Source organism: Bradyrhizobium sp. WSM1253 (assembly GCF_000244935.1).
In the GTDB taxonomy this organism is placed as follows: Bacteria; Pseudomonadota; Alphaproteobacteria; order Rhizobiales; family Xanthobacteraceae; genus Bradyrhizobium; species Bradyrhizobium canariense.
Map to the genome: position 1 here is coordinate 971,177 of NZ_JH600073.1, position 13,327 is coordinate 984,503.

At 62.9% G+C, this 13,327-nt stretch carries 12 protein-coding genes and 1 pseudogene; 4 read left to right on the forward strand and 9 right to left on the reverse strand.

Going from position 1 to position 13,327, the window contains the following annotated elements; translation table 11 throughout:
- Positions 1-153 precede the first annotated feature (153 nt).
- The 7 genes from BRA1253DRAFT_RS06585 to BRA1253DRAFT_RS06615 all read right to left on the reverse strand — a co-directional run bounded on the left by BRA1253DRAFT_RS06585 (position 154) and on the right by BRA1253DRAFT_RS06615 (position 6,630).
- Positions 154-1,311, reverse strand: coding sequence for a PAS and helix-turn-helix domain-containing protein (locus BRA1253DRAFT_RS06585; RefSeq protein WP_007592388.1), 1,158 nt, complete (start codon positions 1,309-1,311; stop codon positions 154-156).
- A 320-nt stretch (positions 1,312-1,631) separates the two neighbouring features.
- Positions 1,632-2,144: a hypothetical protein gene (locus tag BRA1253DRAFT_RS06590; RefSeq protein ID WP_007592391.1), complete on the reverse strand. Its 513-nt coding sequence runs from the start codon at positions 2,142-2,144 to the stop codon at positions 1,632-1,634.
- A 93-nt stretch (positions 2,145-2,237) separates the two neighbouring features.
- Positions 2,238-2,684: a MaoC family dehydratase gene (locus tag BRA1253DRAFT_RS06595; RefSeq protein WP_007592393.1), complete on the reverse strand. Its 447-nt coding sequence runs from the start codon at positions 2,682-2,684 to the stop codon at positions 2,238-2,240.
- Between the two features lie 381 nt (positions 2,685-3,065).
- Positions 3,066-3,488, reverse strand: coding sequence for a hypothetical protein (locus BRA1253DRAFT_RS06600; protein WP_007592397.1), 423 nt, complete (start codon positions 3,486-3,488; stop codon positions 3,066-3,068).
- A gap of 12 nt (positions 3,489-3,500) precedes the next feature.
- On the reverse strand, positions 3,501-3,722 hold the full coding sequence (locus BRA1253DRAFT_RS06605) for a hypothetical protein (protein WP_007592399.1): 222 nt from the start codon (positions 3,720-3,722) through the stop codon (positions 3,501-3,503).
- A 196-nt stretch (positions 3,723-3,918) separates the two neighbouring features.
- Entirely contained in the window at positions 3,919-4,737 is an 819-nt protein-coding gene (locus BRA1253DRAFT_RS06610; RefSeq protein WP_007592401.1) for a lytic transglycosylase domain-containing protein, read from the reverse strand.
- A gap of 39 nt (positions 4,738-4,776) precedes the next feature.
- Positions 4,777-6,630 (reverse strand): NAD(P)/FAD-dependent oxidoreductase, encoded by a 1,854-nt coding sequence (locus BRA1253DRAFT_RS06615; RefSeq protein ID WP_007592403.1) that lies wholly within the window; start codon positions 6,628-6,630, stop codon positions 4,777-4,779.
- 177 nt (positions 6,631-6,807) lie between these two features.
- On the opposite strand from BRA1253DRAFT_RS06615, the gene BRA1253DRAFT_RS06620 reads away from it, so the two are divergent.
- Together BRA1253DRAFT_RS06620 and BRA1253DRAFT_RS06625 are read left to right on the forward strand one after the other, a co-directional pair.
- On the forward strand, positions 6,808-8,433 hold the full coding sequence (locus BRA1253DRAFT_RS06620; RefSeq protein WP_007592405.1) for a long-chain fatty acid--CoA ligase: 1,626 nt from the start codon (positions 6,808-6,810) through the stop codon (positions 8,431-8,433).
- Positions 8,434-8,476: 43 nt separating this feature from the next.
- Positions 8,477-9,689 (forward strand): annotated as a pseudogene (locus BRA1253DRAFT_RS06625) (acyl-CoA dehydrogenase family protein).
- Between the two features lie 211 nt (positions 9,690-9,900).
- Here the strand turns inward: BRA1253DRAFT_RS06625 and BRA1253DRAFT_RS06630 are convergent.
- On the reverse strand, positions 9,901-10,809 hold the full coding sequence (locus BRA1253DRAFT_RS06630) for an amino acid ABC transporter substrate-binding protein (protein ID WP_007592406.1): 909 nt from the start codon (positions 10,807-10,809) through the stop codon (positions 9,901-9,903).
- A gap of 178 nt (positions 10,810-10,987) precedes the next feature.
- On the reverse strand, positions 10,988-11,407 hold the full coding sequence (locus BRA1253DRAFT_RS06635; RefSeq protein ID WP_007592408.1) for a nuclear transport factor 2 family protein: 420 nt from the start codon (positions 11,405-11,407) through the stop codon (positions 10,988-10,990).
- 142 nt (positions 11,408-11,549) lie between these two features.
- On the opposite strand from BRA1253DRAFT_RS06635, the gene BRA1253DRAFT_RS06640 reads away from it, so the two are divergent.
- Together BRA1253DRAFT_RS06640 and BRA1253DRAFT_RS06645 are read left to right on the forward strand one after the other, a co-directional pair.
- Entirely contained in the window at positions 11,550-12,791 is a 1,242-nt protein-coding gene (locus BRA1253DRAFT_RS06640; RefSeq protein WP_007592410.1) for an amidohydrolase family protein, read from the forward strand.
- 213 nt (positions 12,792-13,004) lie between these two features.
- Positions 13,005-13,316 carry a hypothetical protein gene (locus BRA1253DRAFT_RS06645; protein ID WP_007592412.1) on the forward strand — a complete coding sequence of 104 codons (312 nt, stop codon included), beginning with the start codon at positions 13,005-13,007 and terminating at the stop codon, positions 13,314-13,316.
- The last annotated feature ends 11 nt before the right edge of the window (positions 13,317-13,327 follow it).

A 13,327-nucleotide genomic window follows, 5' to 3' on the forward strand; every position in this document is an offset into this window, starting at 1 on the left:
CTCTTCGCCGGCGCTCGCTGCTCTTCACTTTTCTAGAACGCGATATACGAAAGTCTCAAATGACTCGCGTCCTGCATTCGGAGGACACCGGAGCTCGGCTCATCACAATGGATTGAGATTGCGGCACATAGCCGGCGAACCATGTGAAATAAATCACAAGGCATCGTCACCGTCGTTCGTGCGACGCGCGAATGGAACGGCAAAGCCGGTGGCAATCTTGACCAAGTCGGCCTGCCTGCCGGCGCCAGTCTTCTCGAACAGGCGGCCGAGATGCGTCTTCACGGTCGTTTCGGCGATGCCGAGCTTTGCCGCAATGTCGGGAACGCCGCCAATCTCGATAATTGCCATCAATACGCGCAATTCGGACGGTGTCAGCCTGAAGGCCGCAGCGATCGCATCGGCTGCGAGCCATGTCGCCGCCGATGCCTTCTGAACGAACAGCACCGTGGCTGCAGCATCTCGCGATGGAGTGCGATCGCGCTTCAAGGGAAAAGCGTGGAGCAGATAGTGCTGCCCATCAACTGATGTCGCAAGCTCGATCTGACGGGGGGCAGCGGAACGAGTTTCGTTGCCCGCATCGATTTCGCACAGGCCGCGGAATATTTTGTCCGTCTGGGTGTTGCGGGCCACGATCCGGTCACCGACCATTGCGAGCAGGCTGGCATCGGCGAACAGCCCGCGGGATGCTGCGTTGGCATGCACGACCCGGCCATCTGCGTCGAGCAGGCAGATCGCCGTGCTCAGCCCATCGAGGACATCGGCAAGGTCGTCCACGGTATGCGAGCGTGCCCTGATCTGCCGGCCCATGATTCTGGAACGCTGGAGGTGCGGAGCGAGCAGCCGCATGCGCTCGCGCATCGGCTCGTCAACGAGTCCGCGCGAGCGGTGGCGCAACACCTGCAGGATGGTGGTGCGTGTCTCCGACTTCTCGAGCGCGACGGTTGCAAGGTCAATCGCTCCTTGTGGTTCCACCCACTCGCGATAGAAGCTCGTTGCCAGGAAATCCGCCTGAGGCATGATGTCGGCTACGCCGATCGTCTGCTCCGCCGCGAGCGAGAGATGACGATCGAGCAGAGGGTCCAGCTCCACGTATCGGTCGCGATAAAGCTGGCGGAAGCGGGATTCGGTGCCAAAATGCTCGTGGATCTCGATCGAGAGCCGGGCTCTGTCCCTGGACAGGATGGTCGCGGCACATCCGCCGACGAAATGCGAAATCTGTTCCAGCACCCCGCTGCGCAACGCGGGATCGACCGCCGCGTCGTAGATCTCGCCGACGAGGGACGAAAATCGATTTGCGTGGAGGATTGTCATCGGCCGGACGATGCAATCTGCGTATGGCTCGCGCGCGAGAGAGAGATCGCGATCCGGGGCCAGCCGGAGGAGACGGGCCGGTCAATCGCCGCCTTCGACGCGGAGAAAACGTTGCAACGAAATGCTGGAATATCGAACATCGTCCTTGCGTAACGTCAACCGCAGAATGCGGCTTGGACGTTTTCGCCAAAGACTAGGATAAATGCGAACAGCGCGCGGACTGTGTGCGATGAGTCACGTGTGCGATACGTCAGGCGCCGGTCGCGCTGCAGAACCCTTTCGCCACCGATCCCGCCGGCCTCGCATCCGGCTCCGGCAACCTACTTGCGATTCTCCTCGCAGAATTTCAGCGCCGCCAGCGCTTCACCGGCACGCGGCACCTGTATCTCGATGCTGTCGTCGTCATCGTCCTCGAAATCGAGCGAGAGGCGCTTGGCCCTGGACAGCCGGTCCATCATGGACTGATCGTATTCGAAAATGCCGCGCACGGTGGTCTTGTCCATGACCTCCCACTTGGCCTTCTTCATGATATCGGCGTCATCGGTTCCGACATCGGCTCGGAGGATCTCGCCCACCTTGTCCCACTCCCAGCCGTCATAGATCATGACGATGACGATCGCCTTCTCGGAATAGGTGATGACGATGACGTAGTCCCGGTTCTCGTCTTCCTTGTCCTTGTAGCCGCGGCTCGCATTGCAATGTGCGTCCTGCGTGCGCTTCTCGATGGTCCAGTCGCCGACTTTGGATTGTTGCGCCTGCACCGGTCTTGCGGTCAAAGCGACTGCGCTCAAGGCGCCGGTCAGCAACCCGGCGGCGAGAAGAGATCGTTTCATGTCAGCCTCCAGCGTGTTCCCCGGACCGAGATGACCACCTCTGCCGGTGACCCGCAAGGGCTTCTGGCGGCTGCGTAGGGCGCCGACCCTGCCCTACTCCCGCCGCGGCACGATCGCGATCGGGGTGAAGGTGTAAACCTCCTCGCCGTTCTGGTTGAACATGGTCCATTTCACCAGCGCGATGCCCTGCGGCTTCGACTTCGACGGCGTGAGGCTGATGACCTCCCCGACCAGATGCAGGCGGTCATCGGGCCGTACCGGGATGGTCCAGCGCAGCCCGTCGACGCCGGCGCCGATCAGCGGATGCGGGCCGAAGGGGCGGGTCTGGATCGCGAGGCTCATGGCAATCGCGGCGGTGTGCCATCCCGAGGCAGCGAGACCCCTGAACAGGCTCCGCTTGGCGGCTTCATGGTCGAGATGCATCGGCTGCGGATCGAACTCGGCCGCGAACCGCTTGATGTCGGCCTCGGTGACGTGAACTTCGGGGGATTTGAACTGCATTCCAATGGTGAGATCGTCGAACCACTCGACCTGCGCCATGATTTCGCCTCGCAATGTGATGCGCCGCCTCGCGGCTAACAGGGTTGAGCAAGAGCGGGATGTAGCGGCTCCGCAGCGCACAAACTAGCCTGGGACTCCCCCAAGAAACCCGTTTCCAGATGCGACGAAACACGCCTGAAACAGATGGTCGGTTATCTAGTTGTCAAAATCATACAGGGACGGCCATCATGCAATTCTTCCTCGACCTGATCTGGGATTACTCCTGCTGTCAGCACCTCGTCGCCCTACCGCTGCAGGAGGACGAGCTATGATCGAACTGATCTCGGCCTTGCTTGCGCTTTGCAGCGTCGGCGTTTTTGCAGCGCACGCGGTAGATGCCTATCGCACCACACATTACTGATGGGCACTGATAGGCCCACCCTAGAACGGCCGCCGGTAGAAGTGCTCCGAATGTGTTGCCGGCGGAAACCTGTTGGCGAGCGCGAGAGCTCCCCTTTCGTCGGTCTCGAGCGCGATCTTCTGTGCGAGCATGACGTCGCCGGGGACGAGAAAGCCTGACGGGACGAAGCACCACCCCATCGTCGCATTTCCGGCCGCGTCGATCTCATGGACATTTGCGGCGGTGCCATAATGGATGCGATACGTCTTGCCGGTATCGCAGCCGACGACATCGAAATGCCGGTACTGCTCGAATTGCGCGCGCTGCGCCGGTGACAGCCATTCGGCCAGGAGCCGGCGACCCCGGGCATCCGGCGTGTTCTCGCCGAAGAAGCGCCGATAGAGTTCGCGTAGCGCATGCAAACGCGCACGCGCCGGCGCGCGGAGCCAGACTGCCGCGATCATGAGCAGCTCAGATCAACCGCCGACCAGGCGGGGATAGAACAGCGTTTCCTGCGCGGTCGGGTCAAACGATCGGATCCGGGTGACTTCGCCAGGTCCGGTTCGCAGCGCGGCGGTGAAGCCCGCTCCGGTCAGCTCCCGAAAGCGCCGTTCGGCCCGCGCCAGCGCTTCGGCATTGCCAGGATCAAACTCGTGGCGCGTGTCGCCAGTCTGGTCCATCACGATCTGGGTTGCCATGTTGAGTCTCCTCATGCCCAGCCCTGTTCGATCAAAGCAAACCTCGTGCCGTCGGTTCCAGTTGGCAACAACTTTCTCTTGCCCGCGCATCACGCCTTGCTGAGCAGGAGCGTGTCCAAGCGAAGTGGATGCCGGTTCGCCTGAGGAAAACGCGCCAAAACAAGGAGCCAGAGCCCCGTTGGAAACGGGGCTCTGGTCAGCGCGAGGCGGCCGTACCTCCGCCCTCATCGATCTGCCGTCCCATCAGGGCGATCGCCTTCTGATAAACGCCGGCGGCATTCCAGGCTTCGATGGCGGCGAAATTCGGCTCGCCCGGCTGGTAACCCGCTCCGGCACGCCAGCCATGGGCTTTCAGGAAATTCGCTGTCGAGTTCAGCGCATTGGCGGCAACTTCGAGATTGCCGGTGCCGTAGGCCAGGATGTTCTTGGGCATGAACTGGGTCTGACCGACTTCGCCGTGCATCGAGCCGCGGGTTGCCCCCGACAGCGTGCCGCGATCGATCAGCTTCAGCGCCGCATAGAGCTGCTCGGTGAAGAATTCGGGACGGCGGCAGTCATAGGCGAGCGTCGCAATCGAGGAGAGCATGTTCTGGTTGCCGCGCTGGCTGCCGAATCCGGTCTCCATGCCCCAGATCGCGATCAGCGGCCCCGGCGGGACGCCATAGCGCTGCTGGATCGAGGCGAACAAGGCGGCCTGCGAGTTCTTGAGCTGACGCCCCTTGGCGACGATGGTGGTGGCGCCGCGCTTGGCGAGGAACTGGTCGAGCGACAGCGAGAAGCTGCGCTGGCCGCGGTCGGCCGCGATGGTGGCACTCGCGTAATTGGTCTGCATCAGCGCCGCGAGCGCGGTCTGGCCGATGCCCTTGCCCTGCGCTTCCGCACTGAACTCGCGCTTCCAGGTCTCGAAGCCGGCCGACGAACTGCCGCATTGCGCGGCTTGGGCGGCGGGCGCCAGGCAGCCGAGCAGCGTCATCGCCCCGAAAACCGCCGCAGCTACAGTTCTGCCCCTGATCATGTCTAATGTCCTCTCTCTGGCGCGATCCAATGCCCGAGTTTACCCGGACGAAGGCGCCGACTCCATGGCGTGATCATACGACAGTTCCAGTCCATCCAAATTGCCCTCCTTGCGCCACTTGTCGAGCAGCCGCAGGAATGCCACCGGCCCGCGCCAATACTGGCTGTTTCTCGCCGCGATCGGATCGAACACGCCTTCATTGTTGTAGTAGCCGGGCGTGCATTCAGCGAGATAGGTCTGGCGGCCGAGCGCGGCTTTGACCACCTCCTCGACCCAGGCGTTCTCGGCATCGAGCGTCGGCTCCAGCGTCCGCGCTTTGCGCTTGCGCGCCTCGGCGATCACATAGGCGATGTGCTGCGACTGCTCGTCGATGATGTGCGGAAAGTTGGCGCTCTGGCCGGCCTGCACCATGACGATCAGGAAGCAGTTCGGGAAGCCGCGGCTGTAGAAGCCATGCATCGTCTTGACGCCGTCGCGCCAGCGCTCGGACAGGCGCGTGCCATCGCGTCCATAAATCTCGAAGCCCATACGACGGGCGTAATCGGTACCGACTTCGAAACCGCTGGCATAGATCAGGCAGTCGAGTTCGTAGGCGTGGCCGTCGACCACGACGGCATTCTCGGTGATGCGATCGACGCCCTGTCCCCTGGTATCGACGAGATGCACATTGGGACGATTGAACGTGTCGAGATATTCGTCGTGGAAACACGGCCGCTTGCAGAAGGCCTTGTACCAGGGCTTTAACGCCGAAGCAGTCATCTCATCCTTGACGATCGCATCGACGCGCGCCCGGATCTCTTCCATCTTGCGATAATCAGCCTGCTCGATGACCTTGAGCGCCTCCTCGATCGAGGTCACCGGCTGGGGCTGGCGGCGCGGCGCCAGCAGGATCTCGCCGAGCAGGCCGGTCCAGCCGTCCTGCACCAGATCCTGTTCGAATGGCTCGCCCGAGATCACGGCGGTGAAATTGTCCATGCGTTCGCGCTGCCAGCCAGGCCTGAGCCCCTGCGCCCAGCTCTGATCCGTCGGGCGGTCGTCGCGCACGCCGATCGCCGACGGCGTACGTTGGAAGACGTAGAGCTCCTTGGCCGAGCGGCCGAGATGCGGCACGCATTGCACGGCGGTGGCGCCGGTGCCAATGATCCCGACGCGCTTGTCGCCAAGACCGGTCAGACCACCTTCGGCCGTGCCTCCGGTGTAGGCGTAATCCCAGCGGCTGGTGTGGAAGCTGTGTCCTCTGAAGCTTTCGATGCCGGGAATACCCGGCAGCTTCGGACGGCTCAACGGGCCGCCAGCGAGGATGACGAAGCGCGCGCGGATGCAATCACCGCGATCGGTCTCGACCAGCCAGCGTGCCTCGTACTCCTGCCATTCCATGCGCGTGATGACGGTCTGAAACAGAGCGCGCTCATAGAGGCCGAAGTGACGGCCGATGCGGCGCGAATGTTCGTAGATCTCGGGTGCTCGCGCATATTTGCGCACCGGCATGTAGCCGGTCTCTTCCAGCAACGGCAGGTAAATGTAGCTCTCGGTATCGCAGGCCGCACCAGGGTAGCGATTCCAGTACCAGGTGCCGCCGAAATCGGCGGCCTTTTCCACGACCCGGAAATCATCGATGCCGGCTTCGCGCAGTCGCGCGCCACACAGAAGGCCGCCGAAGCCGCCGCCGACGATGAGCACCTCGTTCTGTTCGCTGACGGCCTCGCGCGCGAATCCGGAATTGGCCCAGGGATCGTCGAGATAGCGCCCGAACTCGCCGGTCATCTCGACATATTGCGCCTTGCCTTCGGCGCGCAGGCGCCGATCGCGCTCGTCGCGATAGCGCGCACGGAGTGCGTCAATGTCGAGTGTAGATTCGCCGGCTGCACCGGTCTTGTGTCTTTCCGCTGACATTCATTTCCTCCCGGGCGGAAACTGCTTCGCCGGCAGCTCGCATCACTTAGCCCTGAAAAAGAGACGCATGCAATCACGTCCCTCGCTTTTTACGTGAACGTCGCGTGGCGTTCCGCTAACCTCAAGCGCACATCACAAGCGCACGCCATGCAACGACATGGCGGTCCGGAGGAGACGATGCAGGGATTGATGATGGACATGCCGCTCCTGATCAGCGGCCTGATCCAGTATGCGGCCGATTATCACGGCGAGGCCGAGGTCGTCGCCCGCGAGATCGAGGGCGACATCCATCGCTACACCTATGCCGACGCCCATCCGCGCATCAAGCGCATGGCATTGGCCCTCAAGAGGCTCGGCATGATGCCCGGCGACAGGGTCGGCACGCTGGCCTGGAATACGCACCGTCACTTCGAGATGTTCTATGCCGCGCCGGGCATGGGCTACGTGTTGCACACCGTCAACCCGCGGCTGTTTCCCGAACAACTCGTCTACATCGTCAATCACGCCGAGGACCGCCTGCTGTTCATCGACCGCGCCACGCTGCCGATCGTGGAGGCAATCGCGCCGCAGCTCACATCGATCGAAGCCTATGTCGTGATGTCCTCGCGCGAGCGGATGCCGGAGACCAGGCTTGCCAACGTCCATTGCTACGAGGACCTGCTGGAGAACGAGCACGACGCCGGCTTCGTCTGGCCGGAGTTCGACGAAAAGTCGGCGTCCACGATCTGCTACACCTCCGGCACCACCGGCAATCCGAAGGGCGTAATCTATTCGCACCGCGCCGCGATCCTGCAGACCATGGTCTCCTGCAATTTCGACTTCCTGCCCGGGCACCTGGAAGGCGTGCGCGAGGTGATGATGCCGATGGCGCCGCTGTTCCACGGCAACGGTTGGAACATGCCGTTCACCGCGCCCTATACCGGCTCGAAGCTGGTGCTGCCCGGCCGCAATTACGAGCCGGACAAGCTCTACGAATTGCTCGAAGGCGAGAAGGTGACGCTGTCGGCGGGCGTGCCAAGCTTCTGGCTGATCCTGCTCGACTGGCTCGGACGCACCAGCAACAGGTTCTCGACGCTTCGTGCAACATTGTCGTCTGGCTCGGCGCCGCCGCGCGCGATGGTCGAGAAGCTCAAGCGTGAGTATGACATCGACTACATCCAGGCGTGGGGCATGACCGAGGCGCTCGGCTGCTCAATGCCTGGCCTGCGGCCGGGCTCCGAGCATCTCGACGACAAGGAGAGGTTCGACCGCCGCCAGGTGTCCGGCCGCGCCTGTTTCGGCACCGCCTTGCGCATCGTCGACGACGGCGGCAACGAGCTGCCGCGCGATGGCAAGAGCGTCGGCCATCTGCGCGCGCGAGGACCGTGGGTTGCGTCCGGCTACATGAAACTCGAAGAAGGCCTGGACCGCGACGGCTGGCTGATCACCGGCGACATGGCCGTGATCGACCCCCAGGGCCACGTCACGCTGACCGACCGCTCCAAGGATGTCATCAAGTCCGGAGGCGAATGGATCTCCTCGATCCAGCTCGAGGACGTCGCCTTGTCTCACCCCGATGTGCTGCAAGCCGCCGTGGTCGCGATCAACCATGAGAAATGGCAGGAGCGGCCTCTGCTCCTCGTCGTCCGCAAGAAGGGCACGACCGTCGACGGCAAGACGCTGCTCGACCACATGCGCCCCAAGATCGCGAGCTGGTGGATGCCCGACGCCGTCGAATTCATGGACGAGTTCCCGATGACCGGCACCGGCAAGGTGCTCAAATCCGCGCTGCGCGAGAAATTCAAAGAGTATCGCGTCGCCTGAGCCGATTGCGCACCGGCCTGTCCATCGATTGAGGAGACCAAAGATGCTCTACTCGATGTCCCCCAAAATCGTTGAGCTCAAGCGCAGGCTCGAAAGTTTCATGGACCGGCACATCTATCCGAACGAGGAACGCTTTTATCGCGAGGCGGAGGAGCTGGGCCCCTGGAAGGTCTATCCGGTCGTCGAGGAGCTGAAGCCGCTGGCGCGCGCCGAAGGCCTCTGGAATCTGTTCCTGCCGGACTCCGGCTACGGTGCGGGCCTCACCAACCTCGAATATGCCCCGCTCTGCGAGGTCATGGGCCGCTCGCATCTCGCGCCCGAAGTCTTCAACTGTTCGGCGCCCGATACCGGCAACATGGAGGTGCTGGAGCGCTATGGCACGGAGAACGACAAGGAGCGCTGGCTGAAGCCGCTGCTCGCTGGCGAAATCCGCTCCTGCTTCGGCCATGACCGAGCCCGCCGTCGCATCGTCCGATGCGACCAACATCGAAAGCTCGATCGTCCGCGACGGCGACCATTACGTCATCAACGGCCGCAAATGGTACACCACCAACGCGACCGACCCGCGCTGCAAGATCTGCATCTTCATGGGCAAGACCGATCCTGACAATGCGGACCGCCACAAGCAGCAATCCATGATCCTGGTGCCGATGGACACAGCGGGCGTCGAGGTCAAGCGTCCCCTGCCCGTGTTCGGCTTCTACGGCGTGCCCGACCGTGCCTCCGAGGTCGTCTTCACCGATGTGCGCGTGCCCAAGGAGAACATGCTGCTCGGCGAGGGCCGCGGTTTCGAAATCGCGCAGGGACGCCTCGGCCCCGGCCGCATCCACCATTGCATGCGGCTGATCGGGCTCTCCGAGCGCACACTGGAGAAGATGTGCCGCCGGGTGCGCAGCCGCGTCGCCTTCGGCAGGCCGGTTTCCGAGCAGACGGTGACGCAGGAGCGAATCGCTGAAGCCCGCATCATGATCGAGCAGGCCCGGTTGCTGACGCTCAACGCCGCCCACGCGATGGACACCGTCGGCAACAAGGTGGCGAAAGCCGAGATCGCGATGATCAAGGTCGCTGTGCCCAACATGGCCTGCCAGATCATCGACTGGGCGATCCAGGCCCATGGCGGCGGCGGCACGTCGAACGATTTCGGATTGACGCAGGCCTACGCGACCGCGCGCTTGCTGCGTCTCGCCGACGGCCCGGACGAGGTCCACAGGAACCAGATCGCGCGGTTCGAGCTGAAGAAATATTCGAACGCGTAAAACACTGCACTCGCCGGAAGCACAGTGCCATCTTCCCTTCTCCCCTTGCGGGAGAAGGTGGCGCGAAGCGCCGGACGAGAGGTATCTATCCGCGGAGACAGACCCCTCACCCGAGCGAGTCTGCGTCCACCAGCGGAGATGCCCTCTCCCGCAAGGGGCGAGGGCACAATGACACGCAGCCGATTGCAACCAGCGCCTTGGCGCCCTCGCCTCAGTTGACCACGTACACATCCGGATCGAAGCTGGAGCTCGGCTTCTTGAAGGCGTTGCGCAAGGCGCCCGACATCGGGACGTTGTAGTTGAGGCCGTTCGGCGGCGTCGGCGATTCCAGCCACTTCTTGTAGAGGACCTCGATCTCCTGGCTGGCGTACAGCTCTGCAGTCGCGCGGTCGGCGAGCGCCTTGAACGGCGCGTCCTCCCGCCGCAGCATGATCCCGTAAGGCTCGGGCTTCGAGAACGTCTCCTCGCTGATCATGAACAGCTGCGGCTCCTTCGAGCGCGCGATCGCGACCGCGAGCTGCACGTCGTCGAGCGCGTAGGCCTGGGCGCGGTCGGTTTCCAGCAACAGGAAGGCCTCGGCCTGGTCCTTGGCCGGCATCACGTTGATGCCGAGATTGCGCTCGGTGTTGACCTTGGCGAGCTGCGTCAAATTGACCGAGCCGGCCACCGCGGTCACCGCTTTGCCCTTGAGATCGTCGATGGTGTTGATCTTTGCGGCTTTCTTGGCCGCAAATCGCGTTGCGCTGAGGAAGTGCGTGTTGGTGAAGGCGACCTGCTTCTGGCGATCGGCATTGTTGGTGGTCGCCGAGCAATGCAGGTCGAGCGTCCCGTTGACCATCAGCGGAATCCGGTTCGACGACGTCACGGCGAGAGTGTCGACCGCGATGTCGGGCATGCCGAGCTGCTTCTTTACGGCATCCACGATTCTAAGGCAGATATCCATGGCAAAGCCGACCGGCTTCTGGTTGCCATCGAGATAGCTGAACGGGACCGAAGCCTCCTGATAGCCCAGCGTGATCTTCTTGGTCTCTTTGACTTTCTGAAGCGTACCCGACAGGTCTTCGGCGGAGGCGGCAGTTGCAAGGCATGTGAAGGCCAGGACAACAGTGGGTAAACGCATTGGGAACTCCTCGAGGAGGCTCGCGCCTCCATGCCGGGCGCAGCAATCGCACCGTTGATAACGCAGGGGCGCGGCAGCCGCCAGACGAGCTTGCGTCTACCAGCTATCGCGGCTTGCGATATGGTGACCGGCCGTTTGTCTCTGTGGAGTCAGGGCAGCTCAAGCGCCAGGATGGCGCTTACGCATCGATACCGCGCTGGACCAGGATGCGCTCGGCGCTGTCGTTCCAGACATCCATCTTGGTGATCTGGCCATTCCGGACCACGAAGCGGTCGACGTAGCGGTTGCCCTCGAATGAGGTCCCATCTTTCCATTCGCCGTAGAGCGTGCCGACACTATAGACCACGGTCTCGCCGTCGCCGGGGCAGACGTCGAACCGATCCATCTTCTTCTTGACCCAGCGGTAGCGCTTGGCGTTGAACCCGGCCGGGCCCCGCGGATGATCGAACTCGCGCCCGCCGGTAAAGGTGATCACCGTGCCCGGCGCCATATAGGCCGCCGCGGCGTCCGGATCGGGGATCATCGACGCCGTGAGATAGGCTTCAACGATCTCGGCGTCGGACGACGGACCGGCTTCGGCTTTTGCGGTAGCGGACATGGTCATTCTCCCGGGGTTGCGGAATACTAACGCCGCTCTCGGGGAATACGTGCATATATTTTGAACATTTCCGTCGCTACACTGCCGACAATCTGGAGCCGCCAAACGCGGCCGAATGCACTAAATTCCTTCCCCAAGAGCCATGACAACGCAACCCGCCTTTGACCTCATCTTTCGCAACGCCTTGCTGCGTGGTGCCGCCGACCCGATGGACATCGGCGTCACGCGCGGCCGGATCACCGCCATCGAACCGACGCTCGCCTGCGAGGCCGTTGAGGTCGATGTCGGCGGGCGTCTCGCCCTGCCCGGCTTCGTCGACAGCCACATCCATCTCGATAAAGCCTGCCTGCTAGGCCGCTGCGGGCATGATCACGGCAGCGTCTCCGAAGCGATCCGCGCCGTCTCCGGGATGAAGAAGGATTTCTCGGTCGAGGACGTCTACGCGCGCGGCGCCCGGGTGCTCGAACGTGCCATCGTCCACGGCACCACGCGCATGCGAACCCACGTCGAGATCGATCCGCGCATCGGCTTGCGCGGCTTCGAGGCGGTGAAGGCGCTGAAGCGTGACTATGCCTGGGCGATCGACCTGTCGCTCTGTGTCTTTCCGCAGGAAGGCCTCACCAACGATCCCGGCAGCGAGGAGCTTCTGATCCAGGCGCTGCGCGACGGGGGCGCGGTGATCGGCGGCTGTCCTTACACGGACACCGATCCGAACGCCCATCTCGCACGCATCTTCGACCTCGCCGAGGCGTTCGACGTGGACGTCGATCTCCATCTCGATTTTGATCTCAATCCCTCCTGGTGGCACCTCGACGAGGTCTGCCGGCAGACCGAGCGGCGCAACTACGGGGGCCGCGTGGCAATCGGCCATGCGACGAAGCTCTCCGCACTGCCACCGGAGCGGCTGAGGGCCGCCACTGCGCAACTGGAGAAGGCCGGCGTAGCCGTCACCGTGCTGCCGGCAACCGATCTCTATTTGATGGGGCGCGAGGCGACCCACAACGTGCCACGCGGGCTGACGCTCGTCCACAAGCTCGCCGGCGACGGCGTGCTGTGCTCGATCGCGACCAACAACGTGCTCAATCCCTTCACGCCGTTCGGTGATGCCTCACTGCTGCGAATGGCGAATTTCTACGCCAACGTCGCGCATGCCTCGGTCAACGACTTCGATACCTGCCTTGATCTCGTGACCGAGCTGCCGGCGCGGCTGATGAACCTCGGGGATTACGGCATCGAGGTTGGGAATCCGGCCGATCTCGTTGTGCTCGACACGCAAGACAGCCGCTTCGCCATCGCCGAGCTGCCGGATATCGTGATGGGCTTCAAGAGCGGCCGACAGACTTTTGCACGGCAACGGCCCACTCTATTTCGCCCTGGTTCCTGATCCGCTCTCAATGCATATCTGCATTGAAGGGCGTCTGATTCCCCCGCAGCTTCCGTTCGATGTTACCGCCCATCGTTCCGCAATTCCGAATCCGGTAGATTCCCGGATAGTAGATTCTTGCTGATTCTCGATAGCTGCGCACATTGCAAGTCCCGCGGTGCCCGTCATAGTAGGATCGGCACTGATGTCTGCATTCAACGGGGAAGCATCGACATGTTCAGCGCATTCAGCGGCATCGAGCACCAATCCAATCGAGCGAGAACGCCCAGCGAGGCCGCGGTGAAGCGGCTCGACGGCATCGGGCACGTCCTGTCGGACCTCGATCTGGCGGGCGTCCGGACACAGGATGAGCTAACGCGCATGCTCCTGACGCTCGATACCGCCGACAAGTGTATTCGATCGATCCGCGCAGAATTCCGGACCGAAGCCGCGAATGATCGGCTGGCCCGCAAGACGGAAGACCTGATGGCGTTGATCGAACGCGCCCGCGACGAGCTCACCGGCAGTCGCACGGCAAAGTCCTGAGCAGGAGCCGC